Genomic DNA, 26695 nt, shown 5'->3' on the forward strand with positions numbered 1-26695 from the left:
CGCGCGGAAGCGGGCGATCGGGCTGCCCGCTGACGGCGGCGCGAGGACATTAGCGACTCTTCATCACGGCGGGAGGGTTCACCGAACATCTTCGGTGAACCCTCCCGCCGTTTCGCGAAGTCTGACGGCCGCATTGCACCGGTGACGGCCGAATTCGACCGTCAGCGGTGAATCAGACCGTCAGGCATTGGGTTTCGGGCGTGAAACCGCGCTGAAACCAGGTCGAATCCGGCACCCGCGACGGTGTTCCCATGACAACCACCAAGAACGAACTCGCAGTCGAGGCGACCGGCCTCGTGAAGACGTTCGGCAATGTCCGGGCGGTCGACGGGATCGACCTGCGGGTCCATCCGGGGAAGTTTTCGGCGTGCTCGGCCCCAACGGCGCCGGCAAGACAACGATGCTGAGCATGCTGGCGACCCTGTTGCGGATCGACGCCGGCTCGGCACGGATCTTCGGCGTTGACGTCCACGAGGAACCGCACAAGGTGCGGCAACTGATCGGCCTGACCGGCCAATACGCGTCGGTCGACGAAAAGCTCACTGCGCGAGAGAATCTCGTGCTCTTCGCCAGGATCCACGGCCAGCCACGCGAGCGCGCCCGGCAGACCGCCGGTGACCTGCTCGACCGCTTCGGGCTCACCGACGCCGCCGATCGGACGCTGGAGAAGTTCTCCGGCGGTATGCGACGCCGGCTCGACCTTGCCGCCAGCCTGATCTCGTCCCCGCCGCTGATCTTCCTCGATGAACCGACCACCGGCCTCGATCCGCGCACGCGCGGTCAGATGTGGGACACGATCCGTGACCTCATTCGGCAGGGTTCGACGATCCTGCTGACGACGCAGTACCTGGACGAGGCCGATCAGCTCGCCGACCGGATCGCCGTGATCGACAAGGGCCGCAAGGTCGCTGAGGGCACCTCGGGGGAGCTCAGGGCGTCGGTCGGGCAGTCGTCACTGGCGGTTCGGCTGGCGGACCCGGACGACATGGACGCCGCGGCGCGAGCCGTGGCCAAGGTCCTGGGCCGCCCGGCGAGCCGGACACCGGAGGCAGCTCGCCTGACGGTGCCGATGGAGCGTGCCGATGACGCGGCCGAGGCGCTGATCGCCTTGCGTCACGGCGGGATCAGCGTTCAGGAGGTCAAGGTCGAGGAGCCCACCCTTGACGAGGTCTTCCTGGCCCTGACTGGGGCACCGGCGACAACCGATCCGGACGCACCGGCCAAGACGAGCGAGCGGATCGAGCAGCTGGAGGTCAGCCGATGACAACACTCACACCCACCCGAGATGTGGCGTTGCCCGAGCTGCACGCTCGGGTCAGCCCGCAGGAGACCTTGCGGCAGATCCTGCTGATGGCCGGACGCGCCCTGCAGAAGATGCGGCGCAACCCTGAGCAATTCTTCGACGTGACACTCCAACCCCTTTTGTTCACACCGATGTTCGGCTACATCTTCGGCGGTGCCGTCGCCGGGGAGTGTCGAAATACCTGCCGATGCTGATACCCGGGATCCTCGTGCAGACAGCGCTGACGACCTGTATGGCGACCGGTGTGACGTTGCGGGAGGACATGGAGAAGGGCGTGTTCGACCGCTTCAAGTCGCTGCCGATGTCTCGCGTCGCACCGCTCGCCGGTCCGGCGGTGGCCGACACGATCCGCTACACGATCGCGACGACGCTGACCTTCGGGGTCGGCATCGCGATGGGCTACCGCCCCGGTGGCGGGGTCATCGGGGTCCTCGGTGCCGGCCTGTTGGTGATCTTCGCGGCCTGGTCGTTGTCGTGGGTCTTCACCTTCCTCGGCACGATCATGAAATCGGCCCAGGGCCTGCAGGGCATTTCGATGATGGTGCTCTTCCCACTGACGTTCCTTTCCAACGCCTACGTGCCCACCTCGACCATGCCGGACTGGCTGCAAACGTTCGTCAAGATCAACCCGGTCTCGCACGTCGTGTCCGCGCTGCGCTCGCTCGCGAACGACGGCACGGTCGACGGCGAGGTCGGCTGGGCGTTGCTCGCTTGCGGCGCGGTCGTCGCGATCTTCGTCCCGCTCGCGGTCCGCGGCTACCGCCGCCAACTCTGACGCGACGACTCGTTCCTCGTCCTCGCGTCCTCGTTGATCGTCATTGGCGCAGGCTCCGCCAGCGTTGAGGCAGGCCGTCGAGCCAGCTGCTCAGGTGCTTGAGCAGCTCGTCGCGTTTGGCGCCGGCATACAGCTCCTGACCGGAGGCGTATGCCGGCGCATCGGTCTGTATGGCGAGTTCCTCGGCCCGGTGCAGCGATAAGGCCGGGGAGTGCGTGACACGCCGAGCGCATTGGAGAGGGCGACTCCCCGTGCGGCGTGGGCACCTTCGGCGTCGGTGGTGGCGGATGCGGCGAGTGCATGACTCAGCCCGAGCACCGCGCCGCCGCAGACCGGTAGGTCCACTCGGATCACCAGTGTGGTGGGGCTGCCGAGGTCCATGGCAACGTCGCGCAAGGAGGCAACCAATAGAGCCGGGAGGCCGGGGACGTCGTCGAGTCGGCCATGGGCCGCGTGCGCGGTGAGGCTGCCGGCTCGCGCGATCGTCACCCACGGCGTGGTGGTCTCCTCGCCGAGGAACGGTGCGAGGTGAGATCGGGTCTCGGCGTGTTCCACCGCGGCGCGGTAGCGGCGTAGCCCGGCGTCGACGTGGCCACTCGCCAGCTCCAATTCGGCACGGATGGTCAGGCCGGTGGTGCCTTCACCGAAGTTGTCGTCAGCAGCTTCGAAACCTGCGGCCTGCAGTTGCTCGGCGGCTCCGGACAGGTCTCCGCGGTGCAGGCGCAACGTGGCCAGCATCCACCGCATCGAGGTGATGTCGCCCCGGGCGCCGAAGCGCTCCAGCAACGGCAGGATGCGTTCGGCCGTTGCCTCAGCTTCCGCGTATTCGCCTACGGATGAAGAGAGTTCGGCGACTCGCGACTGATTGACGAGAGATCCCCAGACACTCGAAGCCATCGCCGATTGCTGCACCGCCCGGCGAGCGATCTGCAGTGCCTCCCCGACACGACCGTCGTTCTCCAGCACGTGCGACGCCAGCAGCATGGCGGTCAGCCGCAACATCGGGTCGGCGGACTCGGCCAGCTCGAGCGTGCGTTCGGCGTCGAGGATCTGGCTGCCGCGGGGGAGCCGGCCGTCGTTGTCCGTGATGAGGCGTCCGAGTGCCTCGACGATGCCGGCGTCGCTCGCGTCGGGGAGACGCTGCAGCAGCACGAGTGCGCGTAGCCCGGTCGGGTTGCCGACGATGTTGAGGTTAACCGCGCCGAGGACGAGCGCCTGGCGGGTGATCTCCAGGTCGTCCGGGTCGGGCCGATAATGGCTGATCACCCGGATGGCATCAGCGGCCGGGCCGAAGACCTGCTCGTGGCGCGACTGGACCGACCACAACGCGCCGAGTGCGCCGAAGACAGTGGCCGTGCCCACCGGGTCCTCACTGTCGACCGCGGCACGCAAGGCTGCGGTGAGGTTGTCCTCCTCCGCGAGCAGGAAATGCAGTGCGTCGTCGGGCTCCGTCCCGAAGAGCGCGGGTCCGTGCTCGCGGGCAGCGTCAGCGGCCCACTTCGTCATGGCGCGGACCGCAACATCGGTGTTTCCGGCGCGCTTCAGCTGCTCGGCACCGAACTCCCGCACTGTCTCCAACATCCGGAAACGTGGCCGCCCGTCGCGGTCCGCTCGGCGCAGTAATGATTGGTCGACCAGATGCTCCACGATGTCGACCGGGTCGACCGCGCCGGTCGCTCCGGAGGCCGCGAGGACTTGGCCGGCCGTGTCCAGGTCGAAACCGTCGGCGAGGACGGAGAGTATGGCGAGCGCCTCCTGCTCCGGGGCGCCCAACAGTTGCCAGCTCCAGTCGATGACCGCCTGCAGGGTGCGATGCCGATCCGGTGCGTCGCTGGCGCCACGGTTGAGCAGTGCGAAGCGGTCACTCAGGCGCTGCTCGATCTGGCGCACCGACAGGACGTTCGTGCGGGCGGCTGCGAGTTCGAGAGCGAGTGGCAGTCCGTCGAGGCGAGCGCACAGGCGGCGTACGACGTCGTCGGGCAGCTCGATGTCCGGTCGCACCGCGCGGGCGCGCTGGGTGAAGAGCTCCACCGCGGTGTCGGGTTCCAGCTCGGCCAGCGGGTAGGTGGTTTCCGAGGACAACCCGAGGGGAGCACGGGTTGTGGTGAGGATCCGCAGGTCGGGCAGCAGTGCGACGAGGGAACGCACGAGGGTGACCGCACCGTCCAGGACGTGCTCGCAGTTGTCCAGCACCAACAGAGCGGACCCGCCCGACAAGCTGCGCCCTATCCCGGTGGTCAGGTCCGTCGGCGCTTCGATGGTGCGACCGGCGCGGGTGCTCACCCCGGTGACCCCGAGGGCCGAAGCGACCTCGCTGACCACGTCAGCTGAGTCGGTGACCCCGGCCAGGCCGACGAACTGCACCGACCGCTGCAACGACCGGCGGCTCACGGCGTGCGCCAGCCGGGTCTTGCCCAAACCACCGGGTCCGACGATCGACGTCACCCGGGAGGAGGCGGTCAGCGCACTGACGGCTTCGACGTCGTGGTCCCTGCCGAGCAGGGGATTCGGGTCGTGCTCGACTCCGGTCCGAACCTGCGGACGGTCGCTGTCCAGTAGCTCGCGATGGACCGCTTGAAGCGCGGGACCGGGGTCGGTGCCGAGATGGTCGCGCAGCGAACGCCGGTGCCGTTCATAGCGATCCAGTGCTGCGGACCGCGAACCGGTGGCCGCCTCCGCCCGAAGGAGCGCGGCCAGCACCGTCTCGTCGTCCGTTGCGCCTTCGGCGCAGGCAGCGAGCACGTCCTTTGCCTCGGTATGACGGCCGAGGGCGCCAAGGGCGAGTCCGCGTTCGCGGCGTAGGACGGTCAGCATCGACAGAGTGTCCAGCCGCAACTGCTGCACGGGGTCGTCCGGGTCCGGATCGCTCGCCGCGGCCGGCCACAGGGCGAGTCCGGCCTCCGAGTGGCGCAGCGCGCCCTCCGGATCACCTTCGCGCGCGGCGCGCTGGGCGGCGACGGTGCGCAACCGGACGGCCGTGGCATCCACTTCTTCCTCATCGAGCGTCAGCCGGTAGCCGACCGGCGTGCTGGCGATGAGGTCGTGACCAAGCGCCGAGCGGGCCCGCGAGACCAGGACCTGCAGCGCTTTGCTCGGGTGCTCAGGTCGCTGTCTCGGCCACAACTCGTCGATCAGCCGGGTCGCGCTGACACCGGCGCGCAGGTCGGCGGCCAACGAGAGCACCAGTCGACCGATCGCAGTGCTGGTGACCGCCTTGCCGTCGAGCGAGATCTCGGGCAGCACGATCAACCGGACACTCACCCCGTGAGCCTAGTGCGCGATGGCCAGCGGGTGGGCCCTACCCGAAACGTCCGCATCATGAGATTCGGGTATCGAGAAGCGGACACCGCGGCGTACCTTTGGCGACATGACGCGGAGTCTCATCCTCATTGGCTGCCGCGGCGAGTTCTGAGTCAGCTCCTCGCCGCGGAGATCCTGCGCTGCGCTGACAACTCGCCAATCTTTCGAAATACCGCCTGGCCTGGTTCCACACGGGGGAGCACCGTGGCCGCGCGCTTCATGTGAAGGACCGCATCATGACCGAAGAACAGCTGGACGCTCGTCGCGCTCTGCAGGAGTCCATGGACCTGCGCGACTAGTCGTCTGCTTCAACTCCTCGCACGCCGAGTGGGCGTAAGTGCTCGCAGGCCCGCAGAACGCCCACTCGCCGTGGTTGTCGTTTCGCGGGCGTCCCCTCGTCGTTCGTCGCCGTGATCGCGCCCGTTGCGAGAACGGACTTGGACCGCGGGATCCGTTGCCTGGCAACGAGCCCCGCGCACCGCATCGTGTTCAGCGCTCGGTGCATTCTCCCGCCAGGGCCCCAGCTGTGAACGCAGCCGGGGTCCTGGTTTTTGCGGTGGCGGATTCCGATGTGCGAGCTGTCCGACATACAAGATTGGAATATCGAATGACGAGACGTCGCCCTACCCTGAACGTATGACGACAGCTCCCACGCAGAACATCAATCTCGCCGTGATCGGTGGCGACGGCATCGGGCCGGAGGTCGTCGCCGAAGGGCTCAAGGTGCTGGACGCGGTGTCCGCGGTGAAGGTCGAGCGCACCGAGTACGACTTGGGTGCCAAGCGCTGGCACGCGACCGGCGAAACCCTCCCGGACGGTGTGCTCGAAGAGTTGCGCGGCCATGACGCGATCCTGTTGGGCGCCATCGGCGACCCGTCGGTGCCCAGCGGTGTGCTGGAGCGAAACCTGTTGCTGCGCCTGCGGTTCGAGCTGGACCACTACATCAACCTGCGTCCGTCGAAGCTCTACCCGGGCACCTCGTCCCCGCTGGATGTGCACCGGGTCGCGCCGGACGGCATCGACTTCGTCGTCGTGCGGGAAGGCACCGAAGGTCCCTACACCGGCAACGGCGGCGCGCTGCGCGTCGGCACGCCGCTGGAGCTGGCGACCGAGGTGAGCGTCAACACCCGGTTCGGCGCCGAGCGCGCCGTGCGTGACGCCTTTGCCCGCGCCCAGGCACGTGACCGCAAGAAGCTCACGCTGGTGCACAAGCACAACGTGCTCACCCACGCCGGACACCTGTGGCGGCGCACCGTCGAAGAGGTCGGTGTCGAATTCCCCGACGTACAGACCGATTACGCGCACGTGGACGCCGCCACCATCTACCTGGCGACCGATCCGGGACGCTTCGACGTCATCGTCACGGACAACCTCTTCGGCGACATCATCACCGACCTGGCGGCCGCGGTGACCGGAGGAATCGGCCTGGCGGCATCGGCCAACATCAACCCGGACCGCACGGCTCCGAGCATGTTTGAGCCGGTGCACGGCTCCGCGCCCGACATCGCCGGCAAGGGGATCGCCGACCCCACGGCCGCGATCCTGTCGGTCGGGCTGCTGCTCGCGCACCTCGGGTGCGACGCCGAAGCGACGCGGGTCCAGGAGGCGGTGGCAGCCGATCTCGCAGAACGCGGCACCACCCAGCGCTCCACCACCGCCGTCGGCGATGCGATCGCACAACGACTGAGTTAGGCCCCGCAACGAGTGTGGTGCGCGTCACCCACCGCCGAAAAGCAGTCGGCGCGGTAGGCCTACGCTGTTGGTTGGAAGTCCAACAAAGTAGAGAAATACCCCCCCGGAGGAAGTCATGGCCCTGGAGTTCACGGTCACCGAGCGGACCGACCGCATGAGCGAAGCCGACCGTGCGAAGGTCCTGGCGGACCCCGGCTTCGGCAACTACTTCACCGACCACATGGTCCGCATCGAGTGGGACTCCGAGGCCGGCTGGCACGACGCGAGCGTCGCGGCATACGGCCCGTTCCAGCTCGACCCGGCGGCGGCCGTCCTGCACTACGCGCAAGAGATCTTCGAGGGCATGAAGGCCTACCACCATGCCGACGGCTCGGTCTGGACGTTCCGCCCGGAGGCGAATGCCGCCCGATTCGCGCGCAGCGCAACGCGTTTGGCGCTGCCGACGCTTCCGGAGGAAGACTTCGTGCAGTCGCTGAGGGAGATCGTCGCGATCGACCGGACCTGGGTTCCCGAGCCCGAGGAGGGCGGCGAGTCCTCGCTCTACCTGCGTCCGTTCATGTTCGCGTCCGAGGCGTTCCTCGGGGTTCGCCCGGCGAAGAAGGTCACCTACTCGGTGATCGCCTCCCCTGCCGGTGCCTACTTCGGTGGCGGCGGAGTGCAGCCGATCAACCTGTGGATCTCCACCGACTACGCGCGCGCCGGCGACGGCGGGACCGGCGGAGCCAAGTGCGGCGGCAACTACGCGTCCTCGCTCGCCGGTCAGCTGGAAGGCATAGCGGCCGGCTGCGATCAGGCGGTCTTCCTGGACTCCTCGACGCACACCTACATCGAGGAACTCGGCGGGATGAACCTCTTCCTGGTCTACAAGGACGGGCGGATCGTCACCCCCGAGCTGACCGGATCGATCCTGGAGGGTGTCACCCGTAGCTCGATCCTGGAGCTCGCCAAGGAGCTCGGGCTGTCGCCCGAGGAGCGCCGGATCCCGATCCAGGAGTGGAAGGACGCCGCGGACAGCGGTGAGCTCGCCGAGGTCTTCGCGTGCGGCACGGCAGCGGTGATCACTCCGGTCGGCGAACTGCGCTGGGACGGCGGGTCCTGCGACCACCGCCGCGACGGTCACGTCGACGAGGTCGCGCTGAAGATCCGCTCCACGCTGCTGGACATCCAGTACGGCCGGGTCGAGGACACCCACGGCTGGCTCACTCAACTTGCATAGAAGGCCGCGGCTCGTCGCGAGCGACCTTGACGGCACCCTGCTACGCCCGGACGCGACGGTCTCGCCGCGCACCGCGACAGCCTGGAATCGGCTCTCGCTCCTCGGTATCCAGTCTGTCGTGGTCACTGCGCGACCACCACGCTGGCTGCACGCACTCGAGGCCGTCGTCGGCGACCACGGCGTCGCGATCTGCGCCAACGGCGCGTTCGTGTATGACGTCCGACGCAAGACCGTTCGCCAGGCGCATCCGATAAGTCACGATCGCGTGCAGGAGATCGTGGTGGTCCTGCGAGAGCGCTTTCCCGGCATCGGCTTCATGGCAGAGCTGGCGACCGGCGTGCACGTGGAGCCGGACTATCCGGGCCTCGACGGCGAGTGGCTGCCCGGCGACGCCAATGAGTGGATCCCGGACGGCGCCGTCCGTGCGCCGATCGAGGAACTTGCTTCCGAGGCTGTTGTCGGCAAGCTGCTCGCCCGCCGCGAGACGACGGACGACGACCGGTTCGTGCAGGCGGTTGCCGAGACGTTGGGGGACCGCGCCGTGGTCGCGCAGTCCCACCACGGCGGCCCGGCCGAGATCTCCGCTCCCGGGGTCACCAAGGCCAGCGGGCTACAGCACTGGTGCGACGAACTCGGGGTCGACGCCGTCGATGTGTGGGCTTTCGGTGACATGCCGAATGACCTGCCGATGCTGCGCTGGGCCGGCACGTCATACGCGATGGCGAACGCCCACCCCGACGTGATCGCCACCGCCGACCTGACCTGCCGCAGCAACGCCGACGACGGCGTCGCCCGCGTGCTGGAAGCGCTCTAGTCCGGTCACTCAGACATGAATGGGCGAGGTTGACTTCATCGCGCGACGGGCGCAACGCGGCCGCGTCGCCACCCACTCGTCATACAAGACCTGGGCCTGGTCTGCCGCCCCGCCGCTGGAGTTGAGACGACTGATCGCGTTCTGCAGCCAGCCGATGTAGCGGTCGAGGTCATCCGGGCGGCCCGGCGTCGAGAGGAGGGCGCGACTGAGCTCTCGCTGCAGTTGGGCGGGAAGGCGTGCTGCGATCTTGTCCGAGCTGTGCTGGTCCATGAGCGTTCTCCTTCTACGCGGTGTACCCGTCGTCAGAAGAAGACTCTTCAGTCGCCGAAACGTGACGCGAGCCGTTTGCGACACCACAACTCTCGCATCGGTTGTGCGAGAATCTGGCGCGCTGTCGACTTGTGCGGCGAGTCCCCAATGATCCGCGGCGCTTCCTGGAAGAAGAGACGTCAATGACCCCTTGGGCCGAAGCCGACGACACCGACCTACTGCTGCTGGTTCGTGACGGCCACACCGACGCCATGGCCGAACTCTGGTCGCGGCACTACCCGGCGACGCTGACCGCCGCGCGTCGGATCAGCCGACAGCCGCAGGACGCCGAGGAGTTCGCGTCCGACGCGTTCTCCGGAATGCTCTACGCGATCAGCAACGACGGCGGCCCGTCGGTCTCGGTGCGTGGGTACTTGCTGACGGCGGTCCGGAATCAGGCCGCGAACCGCGCCCGCCGGGCTTCGGCGAATGACGTCCTCACCGACGAGCTGACCGATTTCGAGGACCCCGACCGCGCCGGCCACGACCCGGTCGCACATCACGCCGAGCTCGGGCTGGTGCGCCAGGCATTCGCCACGTTGCCGCCTCGCTGGCAGATGGTGCTCTGGCGCACCGCGGTCGACCACGAGAAGAACACAGTCATCGCCGCCGATCTGGGCAGGTCGCCGAACGCCGTCGCAGCCCTGGCAAAACGGGCCCGTCAGGGCTTCCGCCTCGCCTATCTTCGGGCGCACGAGTCCACCCACGGCGTCGCCGCCGAGTGCGCGCCATACGCCTCGCGACTGGTGGAGTTGCTGCCGGAGGCGGACACCGTTGCCACTGCGGAGGTCCGCGAGCACGTGGCCGACTGCCCGAGGTGCGCGCGACGGTTGGCTGACCTGCGGATCGTCGACGCCGATCTCGGGGGCGCCCTGCTGCCGGCGCTGTTGACTCTCGGGCCGACCATCGCCTGGGTGACAGGTGCACACGCGACACATGCAGTCGGAGGCGCGCTCTGGCTCAGATGGTGGCACGGGCCTGACCGGACCCGCACACTGACGATCGCCGGCACGGCAGCAGGGGTGCTGGTTGCCGGGACCTGTGCAGCATTTGCGTTGACGAGTTCAGGGTCCACGGCACCACATCAGGCGCTCACGACCGCGGCTTCGCAGAACGTGCCCGCTGTCGGGTCCGGCTCAGGACAGGGGAGTTCGGACCAGGTCCCTTCGAGCACCCAGAGCAGCCGCGCTTCCTCAAGTACGAGCAAGAAGTCCGCCACGGCAGTGGTGGCGAGCAGTTCGTCTGCGCAGGCCACTTCATCCACCGCGTCCTCGGTCACGACCACGACGTCGTCGAGCCAGTCCGTCACGACGAGCTCGCACAGCCAGGTTCCGTCCTCGACCGTCCCCGGGACTTCGACGCCGCCGGTGACGCAGACCTCGACGGTCACCCCGACTTCCACGCCCCCGGTGACGCACACCTCGTCACCGCCCGGGAAGCCGACCTCGACCCGGACGAGGAAGCCGAAACCGAAACCAACACCGACGTCGACTCCGACGACGCCACCACCGGCCTGCTGGTGGTTGATCTGTTGGCCCGGGGATTGATCCCTGCAGTCTCGCGCAATCAGCCGAGGTGACAGGCAGCCACTATCTCCTCGAGGCTCAGCTTGTCCTGTGCGACGTCGAGGACCAGGTCATACGCCGCATCATGATCCATGGTGAACGCGACGCCGTTCAGCGCAAGGAACACGGTGAACGACAGCCAGCCGGTGCGCTTGTTGCCATCGACGAGAGCGTGATTGCGGACCAGCGAATGGAGTAACGCGGCTGCCTTCAACGGTGTCGTCGGGTAGGCGTCCGCTCCGAAGATCGTGGATTGCGGGCGAGCGACCGCAGATTCGATCAGGCCGAGGTCACGCACCGGCCCCGCACCCAGTGCGCGCACGATCCTGAGGACGTCTTCGAGGGTGAGGAAGCGGGTCGCCATCAGGTGTGCTTGAGACGTTCCAGGACATCGCCCCACTCGGTCATCATCCGGTCGAGGACGTCATCGATGGCGGCGGTGTGTTCGGTTGTCCGCTGCCGCTCGAGGATCGCCCGCCGAACGACTTCCTGCCGTGACACGCCTTCGCGCTCGCTGAGTTGGCGCAGTGCCTCGTCGAGTTCGTCATCGGTGCGTAGAGTGAACGACATACGGTGATGGTATCGCAGTGATACCGGCAATCGCATCTCGTATGGCGAGATGCTGGTGTCATGCCTCGGACCAGTGGTGGCAAACTGCGCACGTGGCACTTTCAGTGGCCGCGGTTACCGCCGCATCGGTCATTATCAGCTAGCGCGTCGGACCCGGTCCGACGCGCAACCTCCCGTTACCCCGGGAGGTTTTTTCGTGTCCGGGCCACCCACACCCGGCGCGAGCGAAGGACCGGCCCGTCGTGGCCACCCAAAAGCGCACCGACCAGCTCCGCCTCGAAAGGCGCACACATCATGAGCGAGCTCCACGTCTACGACACCACCCTGCGCGATGGCGCGCAGCAGGAGGGTCTCAATCTGTCCGTGGCCGACAAGCTCGCGATCGCGGCCTACCTGGACGAGCTCGGCGTGGGCTTCATCGAGGGTGGCTGGCCGGGTGCCAACCCGAAGGACACCGAGTTCTTCGAGCGCGCTCGCACCGAGTTGCAGCTGCAGAACGCGACGCTGGCCGCGTTCGGTTCCACTCGCCGCGCGAATGCCGTTGCGGCCGACGACCCGCAGGTCCGCGCACTGCTCGACGCACAGACCGACGTGGTGACGCTGGTCGCCAAGTCGCACTCACGGCACGTCACCCAGGCGCTGCGCACCACGCCGGAGGAGAACCTCGCGATGATCGAGGACACGGTGAGTTTCCTTGTCCGCGAAGGGCGTTCGGTCTTCCTGGACGCCGAGCACTTCTTCGACGGCTATCGCACCGATCCGGCATACGCAATGGAGGTCGTGCACACGGCAGCAGCGGCCGGGGCCGAGGTGATCGCGCTGTGCGACACCAACGGCGGCATGCTGCCACCGCAGGTCACCGACGTGGTCGGTGCGGTGCTCGACGGCACGCAGGCACGACTCGGTATCCATTGCCACAACGACACCGGGTGCGCGGTCGCGAACTCGCTGGCCGCGATCAGGGCCGGCGCCAGCCACGTGCAGGGCACCATCAACGGGTATGGCGAACGGACCGGCAACGCCGACCTGGTGACGGTGGTGAGCAACCTGCAGCTCAAGCTCGGCCAGCAGGTGGTGGCGCCGGAGCGCTTGAACCGGGCACTGCACCTCAGCCACGCGATCAGCGAGGTCACCAACATCGTTCCCTACGGTCGTCAGCCGTATGTCGGGGCGAGTGCCTTCGCGCACAAGGCCGGCCTGCATGCGTCCGCGCTCAAGGTCGACCCGGACCTCTACCAGCACACGGACCCGGCCCTGGTCGGCAACTCGATGCGCACCCTCGTGTCCGACATGGCCGGGCGCGCGAGCATCGAGCTGAAGGCCAAGGAACTCGGCTACGACCTGACCCACGACCCGGACCTGGCCGCCCGCACGGTCAAGCGGGTCAAGGACCTGGAGCAGCAGGGCTGGACCTTCGACGCGGCCGACGCAACCTTCGAGCTGTTGCTGCGTGAGGAGGTCACCGGGGAGTCGTTGGAGTACTTCGACACCGAGACCTGGCGAGTCATCATGGACTCCGCTTCGGACAAGGGCCCGGCACTGTCGGAGGCGACGGTCAAGCTGTCCGCGGCCGGTCGGCGGGTCGTCGCGACCGGCGAGGGGAACGGGCCGGTCAACGCCCTCGACCACGCACTGCGTGAAGCGCTCGCAGGCGCCTACCCGGAGCTTGCGGCGTTCGAGCTGATCGACTTCCGGGTGCGCATCCTGGACGCCGCGCGCGGCACGGACGCCACCACGCGCGTGCTCATCGAGACCAGCGACGAGAACGGCAGCTGGCAGACCATCGGCGTCGCCCCGAACATCGTCCACGCCAGTTGGCTCGCCCTCGTCGACTCGTTCACCTACGGGCTGCTCAAGCGGGGCGTCGAACCCCGGACCTGACATGCCGACAGGACACCCAATGATCGAGAGGACAGCCGATTCGGCCCGAAATCGGCCAAATCGCCTGTCCTCTCAGTGCATCGCCTGTCCTCTCGGTTAGGGGTGCGAGAGGATTTCGTCGCAGGAGTCGATCAGTCGCGTGCGCAGTTCCTGCCCCCGAACAGCGAATTCCTTTTGCCGGCGCACGTATTCGGCTTTGCCATCCGGCGTTTCGATACGGACCGGCTCATAACCCAGCTCGCTCAGGTCGTATGGCGAAGCGGCCATGTCGAGCACCCGGACGTCACGGGCCAACTCGAAGCAGTCGAGCACGAGCGCGCTCGGCACCGCGGGCGACAACTTGTACGCCCACTTGTAGAGGTCCATCCCCGCGTGCAGGCAGCCGGGCTGCTCCAACGCGACCTGCTGCTCGCGAGTCGGCTGCAAGGTGTTGCGCGGGCGGGCCTCGTCGGTGAAGAAGCGGAACGCGTCGTAGTGCGAGCACCGCACTGTATGGCGCTCCACCACCTCGTCGGTGCCGGCGCTGCCCAGCCGCAACGGCCAGTCCTCGTGCCGGACGTCTCCGGAGCGATAGACCATCGCCCACTCGTGCAGGCCGAAGCAGCCGAGCATCGCCGGACGGTCGGCGGTCGCGGTGAGCAATGACCGGATGAATCGCACTGTCGATCCACGCTTTTCGAGGAACAACGGCAGGTCGACCTCGGTGACACCGTCCGCCAGCCGATAGAGCGGCCAGTCGGCCCGCTCCTCGGCGTCCTCGAGGCCGACCCCGATGCCGGGGTGCCAGCGCCGGAGCAGGCGCGGCCGGTAGGAGTAGTAGGTGAAGAGGAAGTCCTCCACCGGATGCGCCTTGCCGCCCTGGCTGCGCTGCCGATGAGCTGCGGTCAGCTGCTCGACCCGGCGCTCGTGCGCTGCGGCGAGCGGCGCCCAGGCGGCATACGACAGGCTGGTGGACATCTGCGCGAGTCTACTTTCGCCAAGTCGTGTGGCCCGCATCACTTCCGTCGTTAGAGTGGCTCTGCTCAGCTCATTCCGTATGAAGGAGCGCACTCATGCGCCGTCAGCTCTCCGTTGTCGCAGCCGTCGCGATCGCCGCCGCGACGGTGTCGCTCCCGATGACCGTCGCCGATGCTGCGCCCACGCACCCGGCGACCGCGGTGCAGGCTGCCGCCACCACAGTGCCGCAGTGGTACCTCGCACTCGGCGACTCGCTCGCCGCGGGCTATCAGCCGGGCAAGGGCGACAACCCGACGGGCGGGTATGTCGGGGGCGCGCTGCAGATGCTGAAGCTGCAGAACCCGAACATCACGGCGACCAATCTCGGCTGCTCGGGCGAGGACACCAAGACCTTCACGAACGGGACGAAGTGCGACGGCGGCGACCCGGCCAAGAGCCAGCTGACTCGGGCGGTCACCTTCCTCAAGGCACACGCCAAGACCAAAGGCGTCGTGACCTTCGACTTGGGTGCCAACGACATCGACGGCTGCGTAGCGGGCGGAGCCATCGACATGAAGTGCCTGCAGAGCGGCCTGGGCGACGTCGCGAAAAATCTGCCGACCATCCTGCAGAAGCTGCACGCCGCCGCGCCCAACGCCAAGATCGTGGTGCTCAACTACTACAACCCGTTCCTCGCGGTCTACCTGACAGGCACCCAGGGACAGCAGACAGCCAAGCAGTCCGAGCTGCTGGCCACGCTGTTCAACGGGTCGATCGCGTCGGCGGCCGCAACGATCAATGCTCCGGTCGCCGACATCGCCAAGGCGTTCCTCTCCAATGCCGACACCCCGATGGTCAGCACCTCGTTCGGGAAGCTGCCCACCAACGTCGCCCGCATCTGCACCTGGACCTGGATGTGCACCAAGCAGAACATCCACCCCACCGACGCCGGCTACACGCTGATGTGGTGGACCCTGGCGCCATACCTGAAGTCCTGAGCGGAGACCCGAACGACACGATCGACTGTGCGGTCGGAGTCGGGGTCCCCACGAAGTATTCGGGGGAGCGGGTCGGGGCCGCCGCGAAGTATCGGGGGAGCGGGTCGGGGCCCCGCGAAGTATCGGGGGAGCGAAGCGGAGGAGAACTTCGTGGGGTGACGAAGCGGAGGAGAAACTTCGTGGCGTGACTATAGGGTGACCCAGTGCGCATCGCGAGATACACCACTGGTGAGGACCCCACGTTCGGGCTGGTCGACGGAGCCGGCGAGAAGATCGCCGAGATCTCCGGTGACCCGCTCTACACCAAGATCCAGCTGACCGGCGTCACGACGACTGTGGACGAGGTCCGTCTGCTCGCGCCGGTGATTCCGCGCTCGAAGGTGATCGGCATCGGCCGCAACTACGCCAAGCATGCTGCGGAGATGGGCAACGACCTGCCCGAGCAGCCGCTGATGTTCCTGATCCCCAACACCGCGGTCGTCGGTCCCGGCGACCCTGTCGTCATGCCGCCCCAGTCGGAGCGCGTCGACTACGAGGGCGAGCTCGCGGTGATCATCGGCCGCGTCTGCAAGGACATCGAGCCGGACGAGGCGAGATCGGTGATCTTCGGTTACACCTGCGCCAACGACGTCACCGCGCGCGATCTGCAGCAGACCGACAAGCAGTGGGCCCGCGCCAAGGGCTTCGACACCTTCTGCCCGCTCGGCCCCTGGATCGAGACCGACCTCGATCCGACCCAGCAGCACGTCGTCACCCGGCTCGACGATGAGACCGTCCAGGACGGCACCTCGGCGGACATGATCTTCGACGTCGCAACGCTGGTCTCTTACGCGTCCAAGGCGTTCACCCTGCTGCCCGGCGACGTCATCCTGACGGGCACACCCGAGGGCGTCGGCCCGGTGCAGCCCGGCCAGCGAGTGTCGGTCGAGATCGGCGACATCGGCATCCTGGAGAACCCGTTCGTCCGGCATACCGCCGAGGACTGAACACCCAAGTGGGTGTGACGAGTTCGACGCTCGAACCGGTGGGTACGCCCCTGTCAACGCCTTAGGCTGGAAATCGTGGCCAACAACGCACCGATCGGGATCTTCGACAGCGGGTATGGCGGTCTGACCGTCGCGCGCGCGGTGCTCGACCAGTTGCCCCACGAGTCGATCGTCTATCTCGGCGACACCGCGCGTGCGCCATACGGGCCACGGCCGATCGGCGAGGTGCGCGCACTCGCGCTGGAGTGCCTCGACCGGCTCGTCGACCACGGCGTCAAGGCCCTCGTGATCGCGTGCAACACCGCCTCGGCAGCCGTGCTGCACGATGCGCGTGAGCGGTATGACGTCCCCCTCGTCGAGGTGATCCGCCCGGCCGTCCGACGTGCGGTGCGTGCCACCAACAACGGTCGGGTCGGTGTGATTTCGACCCGCGGGACCTACCAGTCCCGTGCCTACCCGGACGCCTTCGCGGCCGCGCCGGACCTGCACGTCGCCAGCGTCCCCTGCCCACGTTTCGTGGAGTTCGTCGAGGCCGGAGTGACCAGTGGCCCGGAGCTGTTGGAGTGCGCACGGTCCTACCTCGAGCCGCTGAAGCAGGACGACGTCGACACGCTCGTGCTGGGCTGCACGCACTACCCGTTGCTGACCGGCGTCATCTCCTATGTGATGGGCGACGGCGTCACGCTGGTGTCGTCCGCGGAGGAGACCGCCAAGGACGTCTACCGGGTGCTGGCCGACGACGATCTGTTGCGTGCGGACACGTCCGGGACGCCGGGTCATTCGTTCACCACGACAGGTGACCCGGACGAATTCCGAAGGCTGGCAAAGAGATTCCTGGGTCTGGGTCCAGAATTCGATCACGTCTTCACCGGCAACTTCCGGCACGGCGTGAGCGAGAGGGAGGTTTCGTGAAGCTGACAATCGTGGGCTGCTCCGGCTCGTTCGCCGGTCCCGAGTCGCCTGCCTCGTCATACCTTGTCCAGGCGGAATACGAAGGTCGCACCTGGAACCTGGTGCTCGACCTGGGTAACGGTGCGCTCGGCAGCCTGCAGCAGTTCATCGATCCCCTCGCCATCGACGCTGTCGTGCTGTCCCACCTGCACCCGGACCACTGCGCCGACCTGTCCGGCCTGCACGTCGTGCTGCGCTACCACCCGGTGAGCCCGCAGTCCGTGACCGTGCCGGTGTGGGGACCTGTCGGCACCGGACTGCGAATCGCCCGAGCAGCCGGGGTCACCGACGCCGAGGCGAACGACCCATCGCAGTTGGAGCCGGAGTTCTCCTTCCGCGAACTCGCCGACCGGGCGTCGTTCACCGTCGGCCCGTTCACGGTGACGGCATACCGCGTCAACCACCCGGTCGAGGCGTTCGGCCTGCGGGTCGAAGCCGACGGCAAGGTGCTCGCCTACACCGGTGACACCGACAGCACGCCCGCGCTCAGCCCGCTGCTCACCGGAGCCGACCTGGCCCTGATGGACTCGGCATTCTGTGACGAACGGGACGACGCCGAGGGCATCCACCTGTCCGGCCGGCGCGCGGCCGACGCCGCGGTCGCCGCCGGTGGAGTGCAGCGGCTGATGCTCACCCACATCCCCGCGTGGAACGAACCCGAGGTGTGCCGCAAGCAGGCCGCCGCGGTGTGGACCGGAGAAGTGGAGCTCGCCGAGCCGTTCGCGTCATACGACATTTGAGGCGTATGCCGCAACGACTGCGGCCTCCGCGCGCAACTGCTCGGCCCGCTCCGGTGCCTGCCGGTCGCACTCGGTGGCAGCTGTTTCGCGCTCGTCGACCTCCTGCTGCAGTATGCCGCGCAGGTCGGCCGCGCTCAGCTCACGCCGCGTGGCCTCTGTTGTTCCGACGCCGACCGAGGCGTCTTCGATAGCGCCGGCCCGTGCGTCCGTCGGCACGGACTCGGCGTTGTCGATCGCGGACAGGGCCGAGCGCAGTGCGGACATCGAGGTCCGATCACGTGCGCGCAGAGCGGTTTTCAGGTCGGCCCGTAGGACGTCTCGCAGCTCGGTGGCGTTCACCTGGTCAACCTAACGACCAGCAGCACGATCGCGACAATGATTATCGCGGCGATGACGGCGGCCGCGATCTTGACCTTGCTCCACGGCCGCCGGCCTTGGACCTCACCCGTGACGCCGTTGATGAAGACCTGGAAGGGGCGGCCCTCGAAGGTCACCGTCATCAGCCACACCGGCAGCAGGAGCTGGGCGAAGGTCAGTGCATTGAACGAGGTGCGCACCTGGTGGATCTGCTGCTCGTCGCCGCCGATGTCGCGCCGGATCGTGGTGCGGATCTGCTCGTCCATCTGTCCTCGGGCGCCGCGCTCGAAGCGCTGCTGCGCGTCTTCGTCATACGTGCGGCTCAGGTGGCCCGCGACGTACTGCGGCGAGTAGGGCTGTGCCGCCTGGATCGGCCAGGGCTCGAGCTCGACGACCTTCTTGTGGTCCAAGCCGGTGTTTGCCGGTTCGATCACGTCATGGAAGGTGTTGTTGACCCGTCCGGAGGTGGGCCACCATCGCGTGCGGGTCTCGGTATGGCGGTTGTCGCCGTCGCCGACCACAACCGTGTAATGCTCGCCGCGCTGGCCGGCGTAGTCGGTGACGGTCTGTGCGTCATACGTGAAGTAGCTCAGGTAGATGCTGGTGAACGACCCGAACTCGCGGTAGGTCTTGAACTCCCGTGGCGCGAACCAGCGGCTGTTGATCCACTCGACGATCTTGGCGTGTGCGGCGTCCTGGTCGAGCTGGAAGGGCAGCACACCGTCGATCGGGAGCCGCTCGGGTGCTTGCTGCAGGTCGTTGCGTTGGATCGGTGTCGCGCAGTAGGGGCACTTCGTCGCGGTCAGCGTCCCCTCGAATGACGTTGTGCCACCACAGTTCTGGCAGACGACCTCGCGTGACAGCGACTTCAACCCGCCGTGCTCGTTCGCGGCGATGCGCTGCGCGAGTTGGTGCATTGCCTGCTGCAGGTCGCGCTTGCCGACAGCGCCGTGGGGTGCCGTCAGCGGTTCGCCATGCCCGCACGCTCGGCACAACAGCTGGTTGTGCCCGGGGTCGTAGAAAAGGTTGGCGCCGCACTGCGGGCACGGGTAGGTCCGGGTTTCCTCCGACACCTGGAACTGCGCCGGGTCCTGCAGGGCACCGGGGTCGGGCAGCCGCGCCGGTTGCGGGAGAGGAGGCGGCTGCGGCAGGTTGACAGGTTGTGGCAGCGGCGGCGGCAGCTGTTCGTCGGTCATCGCGTCATTCGGCCGGCGGTGCGGGCGGTGTCGCAGGAGGCGTTGCCGGCGGTGCCGTCGGGGGCAGTGGCGGGGGAGTCGTGGCGAACAGTGGCGCGAGTTCGGGCAACTTGCCCGCGGCGGCCCAAGCCGGCATACCGGCTGCCCAGACCAGCGACTCAGGTGTCAGCTGCCCGGACGCCCGCAGTTGGTCGAGCGTGAACGGTCCCTGCTGCTGGCCGTTCACGGCGGTGTAGAAGGTCTTTCCGCCGGGCAGCGGTGGGGGACTGCCCGCCGGCTGGCCGCCGAGCGAGCCCGCGGCCTGACCGGCCATCTGCGCACCCATGGCCGCCCCCATGCCGGCGGCCATCATCTGGCCCATTGCGCCGCCGCCGGGGTTGCCCGCGGCGGTCACCATCGCCTCGGCGGCCATCGCCTGCTGGTAGCGCTGCATGTCGCCGACGTTGCCGGCCCAGCCGGACGCCTCGACGCCCTTGGCGACGCCGCGAGTCATGGCCGAGGTGATCTCGTCGGGCAGCGAGATGTTCATCGTGATCGAGTCGATGCCGAGGCCGTATTCGTCATCGACCCGCTCGGCGACGAATTTCCGCAGCTTGTCGGACAACTCGACCTGCTTGCCCTGCAAGTCGATCACGCCGAGCTTGGTCTCCATGATCATGTCGGAGAACGCGAGGGTGATGACTCGGCGCAGCAGCTCCCCGATCTCCTCGATGTTGACGCGGCTGTCGGTGCCGATGACCTGTCGCAGGAAGATCGCCGGGTCGACGACCCGCACGACGCACAAGCCGTTGGCGCGCAACTGCACCATCTTGAAGTCGGGGTCGCGCACTGTCACGGGATTGGCTGTGCCCCAACGGAAGTCGGTCACCGGACGGGTATTGATGAAGTAGACCTCGCTGCGGAACGGGCTGTTGAAACCGTGCTGCCAGCCTTGCAGCGTCGCCGTGATCGGCAGGTTCTCGGTAGTCAGCTCGTACATGCCGGGGCCGAAGCGGTCGGCGAGCTTGCCGGTGTGGACGAACACAGCCTCCTGCCCCTCACGAACGATCAGTTTGGCGCCGTTCTTGATCTCGTTGTTGTAGCGCGGGAAGCGCCACGCCAGTGCCGAGTGCGAGTCGTCGATCCACTCGATGATGTCGACGAGTTCGCCCCTGAGCTTGTCCATGAGTCCCATACGGACAGCTTAGGTATGGCGCGCACCCTCCGCAGCGACGACGCCGCGATCCGTTCCAGTCGCCGGCTCCGGATCGGCACGTTGCAGGTCGCGGCTGCTTCGCCAGGCAAGTGGTGCGAGCGCGCAGCACGCGAGGACCACCGCGCAGCCGAGCAGTACCGGCTTGATCCCGAAGTGGCTTGCAAGAGGCCCGGCCAGGGCGCTGCCGAGCGGCATACCGACGAAGGACACCAATGAGTCCCACGAACTGACCCGAGCGAGCAGGTGATGCGGCACACCGTCCTGGATCGCGGTCTCCCACATCACGCTGAAGAACATCAGCCCGGCATACCCGATGAGGCCGGTGACGATGACGGTGTCCAGCCTGCCCGGCCAGACGTAGCCGGCTGCCCAGAGCGGCATGAGCGCACAGCAGAGCCAGCCGATGCGCAACGGATACCGCGGGTGTGCCCGGAAGGCGATGGCGCTGCCGATCAATCCGCCGGCGCCTTCCGCGGCCGCGATGAAGCCGAACGCGTGCGGGCCGCCGAGGTCGCGCAGCGCGATGACTTGAACGAGTACGAGCAGGACACCGTTCGCGACGTGATAGACCCCGGCTGCGACGACCCCGACGAACAACCAGTCGCGTTCGCGCATCGCCCGCCAGCCGGCGCGCAGGTCGGCGACGAAACTCTCCCGACTGTCACCGCGTATGACGGTCGCGCGCACTCGCCATACCGTCGCGCACGAGGCGAGGTAGGTCGCGGCGTTGATGTAGAAACCCGTTGGTGCGCCTGCGAATCCGACGATGACGCCGGCGAGCGCCGGACCGACGATCAGGCTGACACCCTGGAGAACGCTCAAGACGGCGTTCCCCGCTGGCGCTGGTCGACGCGCACCAGGGTGGGTTTGAGGGACTGCATCGCGGGCTGGAAGAACGCCCCTGCCGCTCCGGCGACGACCGTCAGCGGCGCGAGCATCACGAACGACGCGTGCCCGCTCGCGAAGACGAGTCCGGTGAGAGCGGCGATGACTGCTCGCACCAAGTCCGACCAGATCATCACCGTGCGCGGCGAGAGCCGGTCGCTCCACACGCCGCCGGCCAGCGTGAACACGGTGCGGCTGACCATGAGCACGGCCATGAGAGAGCCGAGTTCGCCCACCGATCCGCCGTGCAACAGGATGCCGACGGAGAGTGCGATCGGCTGAAACGCGTTGCCGAACCACGACAAGCCCTGACCCGCGGCTATCAGCCGGAAGCCGGACGGGAGCGGATCGGCCGAGGGCCGCGAGCGAAGCTTCACGGATACAAGAATAGTTCGGCGACAAACTGTTCGTCAACAAATAATTCATCAACGTATTAACCTGTTGGGATGGTGGAGAGATCGCAGGACTCGGTCGACCTGCACGTCGCACGGTGGGCTGCACTGTGGGAGGGCAACCCGGCCTTCGACGCCGAGGTGGAAGGCGCGATGACCCGCATGCAGTTCATCCTGCGGGTTCGGAACCGCCGGGAAGCGGCGGCCTTCCTCGGTGAGGAGGACTTCACCCGGGAGGACTACAGCACGCTGCACGCCCTGATGGTGCAACCCCATCCGACCGAGGCGACGCCCACCCAACTCGCCGAGGCGGTCGGGGTGACCAAGGCGTCGATGACCGGCCGACTGGACCGTCTGGAACGTGCCGGGTTGATCACTCGTGAGACGGACAGCTCGAACCGGCGGCGGGTGCTCGTGCGGCCGAATCAAGCCGGTCGAGACGCCTGGGACAAATACGTCCACGCGGGCATGCGGCGCGAGCAGGAAGTGCTCGGTGCGCTGACCGGCAAGGAGCTGGTGCAACTCAACACCTTGCTACGTAAGGCAGTTCGCGGCCTGGAGTGATGCGGGGCAGCCCCTGATCGAGCGGCATACCCACTGACTGAGCGGCATACGGATTCCGGCCGATTCCGTACGCCGCTCGATCATCCGCTATGCCGGTCAATCAGAAGTGAGGAGCGCTCTCTTACGCTGGCTTGCATGACTGATGACGTGACCCGACATGACGGCCGTGCCACTGACCAATTGCGCGAGGTGCGCATCACCCGCAATTGGCTCGACCACGCCGAGGGCAGCGTGCTGGTGGAGTTCGGCAAGACCAGGGTGCTGGTCGCCGCGTCGTTCACCCCGGGCGTGCCGCGCTGGCTGGCCGGGCAGGGCACCGGTTGGGTGACCGCCGAATACGAAATGTTGCCGCGCTCGACCAACACGCGCTCGAGCCGTGAGTCCCGCAAGGGCAAGGTCGGCGGGCGCACCCACGAGATCTCCCGACTGATCGGGCGTTCGCTGCGCGCGATCATCGACACCAAGGCGCTCGGCGAGAACACCATCGTCCTGGACTGCGATGTGCTGCAGGCCGACGGCGGCACCCGCACCGCATCGATCACCGGCGCGTATGTCGCCCTCGTCGACGCGATCGCCGACGCGCGCGCCCGCGGCCTCATCGCCGCGAAGGCGCAGCCGCTGACCGGCTCGATCGCCGCGATCAGCGTCGGCATCGTCAAGGGCACTCCGGTGCTCGACCTGGACTACCCCGAGGACTCCACCGCGGAGACCGACATGAACGTCGTGATGACCGGCGCCGGCGGGTTCGTCGAGATCCAGGGCACCGCCGAGGGCAAGCCGTTCGACCGCAGCGAGCTGGATGCGTTGCTCGCACTCGCCGAGAAGGGCATCGGTGACCTGACAGCCATGCAGGAGGCCGCTCTCGAAGCCCCCGCACGCGAGCGCTCGCGGTGATGGGTGGCGCAAGCGGATCGAGTGCCCGGGGGAGCGGCGGGGTCCCCGCGAAGTATTCGGAGGAGCGAAGTGGGGGAGAAACTTCGTGGGGTGCCGGAGCGGAGGAGGGTGTATCGAGATCAGCGTCCGGACACCGCAGGCTCGTCCTCGCCACGCGCAACGAGGGGAAGTTGCGCGAGATGCGGCAATTGGTCGCCGAGGTGCCGGAGCTCGCGGACGTCGAGGTGGTCTCCGTCGGCTCGTTCCCCGACCTCGAGGACGTCGTGGAGACCGGCGTGACCTTCCTGGAGAACTCCTCCCTGAAGGCGCATGAAGTCGCAAAGGCAACGGGTTTGCCTGCTATCGCTGATGATTCAGGACTCGCGGTCGATGTCCTGGGCGGCAGTCCGGGGGTTCTCGGCGCGCTGGTCCGGCACACATGGCGCGGACCAAGCAAACATCGACCTGCTGCTCGCCCAGACCGCGGACGTGCCGGCCGAGCGACTCACCGCGCACTTCGTGTGCTGCGTGGTGCTGGCGCTCCCGGACGGCACGCAGCGCTCGCGGGTTGGTCAGCTGCACGGCGTGATCAGCCGGAACCAGCGCGGCGACAACGGGTTCGGCTACGACCCGATCTTCGAGCTGCCGGACGGCCGGTCGCTCGCCGAGCTCGGCGCGGAGGAGAAGAACTCGATCTCGCACCGCGGCAACGCCCTGCGCGCGCTGCGGCAAGACATTACGGAGTTGTTAGGTCGATAGGTCCGCCCAGCTGCCGGTGCGACGATGAAGGTGTGCTCAAGGATCACGTCGACGCGGCGCAAGCATCACAAGCGGAACCACCCGGGTGGCTGGGGGCTGTTGGCGGCCTCGTCGCGGGCATCATCACGGTCGGCTGCGCGGAGTTCCTGGCCGGCGTTTTTCTGCGGGAAGCCTGGAGCGATGGCACACCATCGCCGGTGCTCGCGGTCGGCGGCGCGTTCATCGACCGAACACCGCCCTGGCTGAAAACGTTCGCAGTCGACAACTTCGGCACGAACGACAAGAAGGTGCTGCTAGGGGGCATCGCAGTCGTCCTGGTCCTGCTCAGCCTGCTCATCGGCTGGCTGGTCCGACGGTATTTCACGGCGGCGCTGGCGCTCTTCGTAGTGCTCATCGCCGTCGCGGCCGCAGCCGTCACCTCTCGCCCACACGCAAGTGCGATGGATCTGGTGCCGCTGTTGGCCGGGGCAGTTGCCGGGTTGGTAACTCTTCACCTGTGGCGCGACAACGTTCTGACAGAGGCGGCCGACCCCCGGGGTTCTGCCGCCACCCGCCGGTCCGTCCTCATCGGCGGGGGAGTCGCACTCGGTGCAGCGCTCCTCGGTGTCCTGGGCCGGACTTGGAGTGACAGCGCGCGTGCGGTGCAAGCGGCCCGCAGCGCATTCGTCGTGCCGCGCGTTGCCAAGCAGGTTGCGGTGCCCGAAAGTGCATCGGTGGGTGTGCCGGGCGTGACGCCATACATCTCGTCGAACGGTGACTTCTATCGGATCGACACCGCGCTCGTGGTGCCGCAGGTCGATCCGGTGACCTGGAGCTTGCGCGTTACGGGGATGGTCGATCACGAGATCGAAATCAACTGGGAAACCCTGCTTTCCAAGCCTATGCAGGACGCGATGGTCACCCTGATGTGCGTCTCGAACGAGGTCGGCGGACACCTCAACGGGAACGCGATCTGGACGGGCTGGCCGGTGCGTGAGCTGTTGAAGCAGGCGGGCGTCCAGTCAGGTGCTGACATGGTGCTGTCGCGCAGCGTCGACGGGTTCACCGCCGGGACACCGCTCAGCGCGATGACCGACGACCGAAATGCGCTCATCGCAGTGGCGATGAATGGCGAGGCGTTGCCGGCCGAGCACGGGTTCCCGGTGCGGCTGGTGGTGCCCGGTCTCTACGGTTACGTCTCGGCGACGAAGTGGTTGTCCGAGCTGAAGCTGACGACATACGAGAAAGACGCCGGCTACTGGACTCCGCGTGGTTGGTCCCCGATGGGCCCCGTCAAGACGTCCTCCCGGATCGACGTGCCGCACAGCGGCGCGAAGGTCAATGCCGGCATGGTCGCGGTCGCCGGTGTCGCCTGGCGCCAGCACGTCGGGATCTCCAAGGTGCAGGTGCGGGTCGACAACGGTGGCTGGCAGGACGCGCAACTCGGCGCCGGTGCCAACGCCGATGTATGGCGTCAGTGGGTCTTCGAGTGGGACGCGAAGTCCGGTCACCACACGCTCACGGTGCGCGCGGTCGACAAGAACGGCGACGTTCAGATCGCTGCGTCCGCGCCACCCGCACCGAACGGCTCGACCGGATATCACTCGATCTCGGTGACGGTGCACTGAGGCGGCACAACAGGGCCGGAGCCCGCCGACGGTGACGCGCTTGATGCCGAAAATGCGTTGGAGATGCCCCTCGTCCGACAGCTAGCGTGCTGTGGATGGCAGTGGAATTCACCGCGGTGACGTTCGACGTGAGCAATATGCAGGCAGCTGCGACCTACTGGGGCAACCTGCTCGGTCGTACACCGGTGCCGGACCGGGGAGCCGTGTTGTTGCCTGGTGACGAGACACAGGTGGGGCTGCGGTTCGGTCCGCTCGCAACCGGCGAACCGGGGCAGGACTACCTGCACCTGCACCTGACCAGTGATAGCGCCGGGAGCCAGGGCGAAGTCGTCCGGCGGGCCCTGGAGCTCGGCGGCGAACGCGTCAACGTCGGACAGCTCCCGGGGAAGACCACGTCGTGCTGGCTGACCCTGAGGGCCGCGCGTTCTGCGTCATTCCTCCTGGCAACAACTTCCTCGCCGGTTGTGGCTTCCTCGGTGAGGTCAGCTGCGACGGCAGCCGTGAGGTCGGAGTCTTCTGGCGGGACGCCCTTCACTGGGAGTTGGTGTGGGACGAGGACGGGGAGACCGCCGTCCAGGCGCCGCAAGGCGGCACGAAGCTCTCCTGGGGCGGGCCACCGATCGAGCCGAAGACCGGGCGCAGCCGTCAGCGCTTCGTGCTGTCCGCTGCCGATCCGTCGGTCGAGGCGGCGCGGCTGGCCGCGCTCGGCGCCGCTGTCCTCAGCGAGACAGAGGACGAGATCGAACTCGCGGATCCGGACGGGCACGAGTTCTCGGTCCGACGGTCCTGAGACCCCGAGAGGTCAACGGATGTCGTGAGATGGCCCTCTCG

25 protein-coding genes and 3 pseudogenes are annotated in these 26695 nt (G+C 67.5%); 19 read left to right on the forward strand and 9 right to left on the reverse strand.

Annotation, left to right across the window (positions count from 1 at the left end):
• Positions 1 to 251: 251 nt before the first annotated feature.
• The 4 genes from ACFQDH_RS11665 to ACFQDH_RS11680 are packed head-to-tail and all read left to right on the forward strand — an operon-like array spanning position 252 to position 2078.
• The gene (locus ACFQDH_RS11665) at positions 252 to 407 is read left to right on the forward strand and encodes a hypothetical protein (RefSeq protein WP_382401466.1); all 156 of its coding nucleotides are present in this window, start codon (positions 252 to 254) and stop codon (positions 405 to 407) included.
• The gene (locus ACFQDH_RS11670) at positions 368 to 1264 is read left to right on the forward strand and encodes an ATP-binding cassette domain-containing protein (RefSeq protein WP_382401468.1); all 897 of its coding nucleotides are present in this window, start codon (positions 368 to 370) and stop codon (positions 1262 to 1264) included. Before ACFQDH_RS11665 ends, ACFQDH_RS11670 begins: the two co-directional genes overlap by 40 nt.
• A complete protein-coding gene (locus ACFQDH_RS11675) occupies positions 1261 to 1497 on the forward strand; it encodes a hypothetical protein (RefSeq protein ID WP_382401470.1) in 237 nt (78 codons plus the stop codon). Before ACFQDH_RS11670 ends, ACFQDH_RS11675 begins: the two co-directional genes overlap by 4 nt.
• Entirely contained in the window at positions 1491 to 2078 is a 588-nt protein-coding gene (locus ACFQDH_RS11680; protein WP_382401472.1) for an ABC transporter permease, read from the forward strand. The genes ACFQDH_RS11675 and ACFQDH_RS11680 overlap by 7 nt, the downstream gene beginning before the upstream one ends.
• A gap of 90 nt (positions 2079 to 2168) precedes the next feature.
• On the opposite strand, the gene ACFQDH_RS11685 is transcribed toward ACFQDH_RS11680, so the two are convergent.
• Entirely contained in the window at positions 2169 to 5339 is a 3171-nt protein-coding gene (locus ACFQDH_RS11685) for a BTAD domain-containing putative transcriptional regulator (protein ID WP_382401474.1), read from the reverse strand.
• A 675-nt stretch (positions 5340 to 6014) separates the two neighbouring features.
• On the opposite strand from ACFQDH_RS11685, the gene ACFQDH_RS11690 reads away from it, so the two are divergent.
• The 3 genes from ACFQDH_RS11690 to ACFQDH_RS11700 all read left to right on the forward strand — a co-directional run bounded on the left by ACFQDH_RS11690 (position 6015) and on the right by ACFQDH_RS11700 (position 9100).
• Positions 6015 to 7070 carry a 3-isopropylmalate dehydrogenase gene (locus tag ACFQDH_RS11690; RefSeq protein ID WP_382401476.1) on the forward strand — a complete coding sequence of 352 codons (1056 nt, stop codon included), beginning with the start codon at positions 6015 to 6017 and terminating at the stop codon, positions 7068 to 7070.
• A 115-nt stretch (positions 7071 to 7185) separates the two neighbouring features.
• Complete coding sequence (locus ACFQDH_RS11695; protein WP_382401478.1) at positions 7186 to 8286, forward strand: branched-chain amino acid aminotransferase; 1101 nt, start codon at positions 7186 to 7188, stop codon at positions 8284 to 8286.
• Positions 8279 to 9100 (forward strand): HAD family hydrolase, encoded by an 822-nt coding sequence (locus tag ACFQDH_RS11700; protein WP_382401480.1) that lies wholly within the window; start codon positions 8279 to 8281, stop codon positions 9098 to 9100. Before ACFQDH_RS11695 ends, ACFQDH_RS11700 begins: the two co-directional genes overlap by 8 nt.
• Before the next feature lie 9 nt (positions 9101 to 9109).
• On the opposite strand, the gene ACFQDH_RS11705 is transcribed toward ACFQDH_RS11700, so the two are convergent.
• A complete protein-coding gene (locus tag ACFQDH_RS11705) occupies positions 9110 to 9370 on the reverse strand; it encodes a hypothetical protein (RefSeq protein ID WP_382401482.1) in 261 nt (86 codons plus the stop codon).
• A gap of 182 nt (positions 9371 to 9552) precedes the next feature.
• Here ACFQDH_RS11705 and ACFQDH_RS11710 point away from each other — a divergent pair, with 182 nt between their 5' ends.
• Positions 9553 to 10956 (forward strand): RNA polymerase sigma factor, encoded by a 1404-nt coding sequence (locus ACFQDH_RS11710; RefSeq protein ID WP_382401484.1) that lies wholly within the window; start codon positions 9553 to 9555, stop codon positions 10954 to 10956.
• Positions 10957 to 10975: 19 nt separating this feature from the next.
• Here the strand turns inward: ACFQDH_RS11710 and ACFQDH_RS11715 are convergent, their stop codons facing one another.
• On the reverse strand, positions 10976 to 11338 hold the full coding sequence (locus ACFQDH_RS11715; protein ID WP_382401486.1) for a type II toxin-antitoxin system death-on-curing family toxin: 363 nt from the start codon (positions 11336 to 11338) through the stop codon (positions 10976 to 10978).
• Entirely contained in the window at positions 11338 to 11544 is a 207-nt protein-coding gene (locus tag ACFQDH_RS11720) for a ribbon-helix-helix domain-containing protein (RefSeq protein ID WP_382401488.1), read from the reverse strand. The genes ACFQDH_RS11715 and ACFQDH_RS11720 overlap by 1 nt, the downstream gene beginning before the upstream one ends.
• A gap of 294 nt (positions 11545 to 11838) precedes the next feature.
• Between ACFQDH_RS11720 and cimA the strand changes: the two genes are divergently transcribed.
• Positions 11839 to 13425, forward strand: a complete 1587-nt coding sequence (gene cimA / locus ACFQDH_RS11725) for a citramalate synthase (protein ID WP_382401490.1) — start codon at positions 11839 to 11841, stop codon at positions 13423 to 13425.
• A gap of 96 nt (positions 13426 to 13521) precedes the next feature.
• On the opposite strand, the gene ACFQDH_RS11730 is transcribed toward cimA, so the two are convergent.
• Positions 13522 to 14382, reverse strand: coding sequence for a 3-methyladenine DNA glycosylase (locus tag ACFQDH_RS11730; protein ID WP_382401492.1), 861 nt, complete (start codon positions 14380 to 14382; stop codon positions 13522 to 13524).
• Between the two features lie 95 nt (positions 14383 to 14477).
• Here ACFQDH_RS11730 and ACFQDH_RS11735 point away from each other — a divergent pair, with 95 nt between their 5' ends.
• The 4 genes from ACFQDH_RS11735 (at position 14478) to ACFQDH_RS11750 (ending at position 18036) form a co-directional block, all read left to right on the forward strand.
• Complete coding sequence (locus ACFQDH_RS11735; protein ID WP_382401494.1) at positions 14478 to 15359, forward strand: SGNH/GDSL hydrolase family protein; 882 nt, start codon at positions 14478 to 14480, stop codon at positions 15357 to 15359.
• 203 nt (positions 15360 to 15562) lie between these two features.
• The gene (locus tag ACFQDH_RS11740) at positions 15563 to 16345 is read left to right on the forward strand and encodes a fumarylacetoacetate hydrolase family protein (RefSeq protein ID WP_382401496.1); all 783 of its coding nucleotides are present in this window, start codon (positions 15563 to 15565) and stop codon (positions 16343 to 16345) included.
• 75 nt (positions 16346 to 16420) lie between these two features.
• Entirely contained in the window at positions 16421 to 17257 is an 837-nt protein-coding gene (gene murI, locus ACFQDH_RS11745) for a glutamate racemase (protein WP_382401498.1), read from the forward strand.
• Complete coding sequence (locus ACFQDH_RS11750) at positions 17254 to 18036, forward strand: MBL fold metallo-hydrolase (protein ID WP_382401500.1); 783 nt, start codon at positions 17254 to 17256, stop codon at positions 18034 to 18036. The genes murI and ACFQDH_RS11750 overlap by 4 nt, the downstream gene beginning before the upstream one ends.
• On the opposite strand, the gene ACFQDH_RS11755 is transcribed toward ACFQDH_RS11750, so the two are convergent.
• The 4 genes and pseudogenes from ACFQDH_RS11755 to ACFQDH_RS11770 form a co-directional block, all read right to left on the reverse strand.
• A complete protein-coding gene (locus ACFQDH_RS11755) occupies positions 18022 to 18375 on the reverse strand; it encodes a GatB/YqeY domain-containing protein (protein WP_382401502.1) in 354 nt (117 codons plus the stop codon). The genes ACFQDH_RS11750 and ACFQDH_RS11755 overlap by 15 nt on opposite strands.
• Complete coding sequence (locus ACFQDH_RS11760) at positions 18372 to 19589, reverse strand: hypothetical protein (RefSeq protein ID WP_382401504.1); 1218 nt, start codon at positions 19587 to 19589, stop codon at positions 18372 to 18374. Before ACFQDH_RS11760 ends, ACFQDH_RS11755 begins: the two co-directional genes overlap by 4 nt.
• Positions 19590 to 19593: 4 nt before the next feature.
• Positions 19594 to 20763, reverse strand: coding sequence for an SPFH domain-containing protein (locus ACFQDH_RS11765; protein WP_382401506.1), 1170 nt, complete (start codon positions 20761 to 20763; stop codon positions 19594 to 19596).
• 9 nt (positions 20764 to 20772) lie between these two features.
• Positions 20773 to 22046, reverse strand: a pseudogene (locus ACFQDH_RS11770) (MFS transporter).
• 69 nt (positions 22047 to 22115) lie between these two features.
• On the opposite strand from ACFQDH_RS11770, the gene ACFQDH_RS11775 reads away from it, so the two are divergent.
• From ACFQDH_RS11775 to ACFQDH_RS11800, 6 genes and pseudogenes are all read left to right on the forward strand, one after another.
• Positions 22116 to 22625 (forward strand): MarR family winged helix-turn-helix transcriptional regulator, encoded by a 510-nt coding sequence (locus ACFQDH_RS11775; RefSeq protein WP_382401508.1) that lies wholly within the window; start codon positions 22116 to 22118, stop codon positions 22623 to 22625.
• Positions 22626 to 22760: 135 nt separating this feature from the next.
• Positions 22761 to 23519, forward strand: a complete 759-nt coding sequence (gene rph, locus ACFQDH_RS11780; protein ID WP_382401510.1) for a ribonuclease PH — start codon at positions 22761 to 22763, stop codon at positions 23517 to 23519.
• A gap of 179 nt (positions 23520 to 23698) precedes the next feature.
• A pseudogene (gene rdgB / locus ACFQDH_RS11785) lies at positions 23699 to 24257 on the forward strand (RdgB/HAM1 family non-canonical purine NTP pyrophosphatase).
• Positions 24258 to 24289: 32 nt separating this feature from the next.
• Complete coding sequence (locus tag ACFQDH_RS11790) at positions 24290 to 25864, forward strand: molybdopterin-dependent oxidoreductase (protein WP_382401512.1); 1575 nt, start codon at positions 24290 to 24292, stop codon at positions 25862 to 25864.
• Positions 25865 to 26001: 137 nt separating this feature from the next.
• Positions 26002 to 26193 (forward strand): annotated as a pseudogene (locus tag ACFQDH_RS11795) (VOC family protein); the annotation flags it as partial.
• Positions 26194 to 26261: 68 nt separating this feature from the next.
• On the forward strand, positions 26262 to 26654 hold the full coding sequence (locus ACFQDH_RS11800; protein WP_382401514.1) for a VOC family protein: 393 nt from the start codon (positions 26262 to 26264) through the stop codon (positions 26652 to 26654).
• The last annotated feature ends 41 nt before the right edge of the window (positions 26655 to 26695 follow it).

Source organism: Flexivirga alba (assembly GCF_042661025.1).
In the GTDB taxonomy this organism is placed as follows: domain Bacteria; phylum Actinomycetota; class Actinomycetes; order Actinomycetales; family Dermatophilaceae; genus Flexivirga; species Flexivirga alba.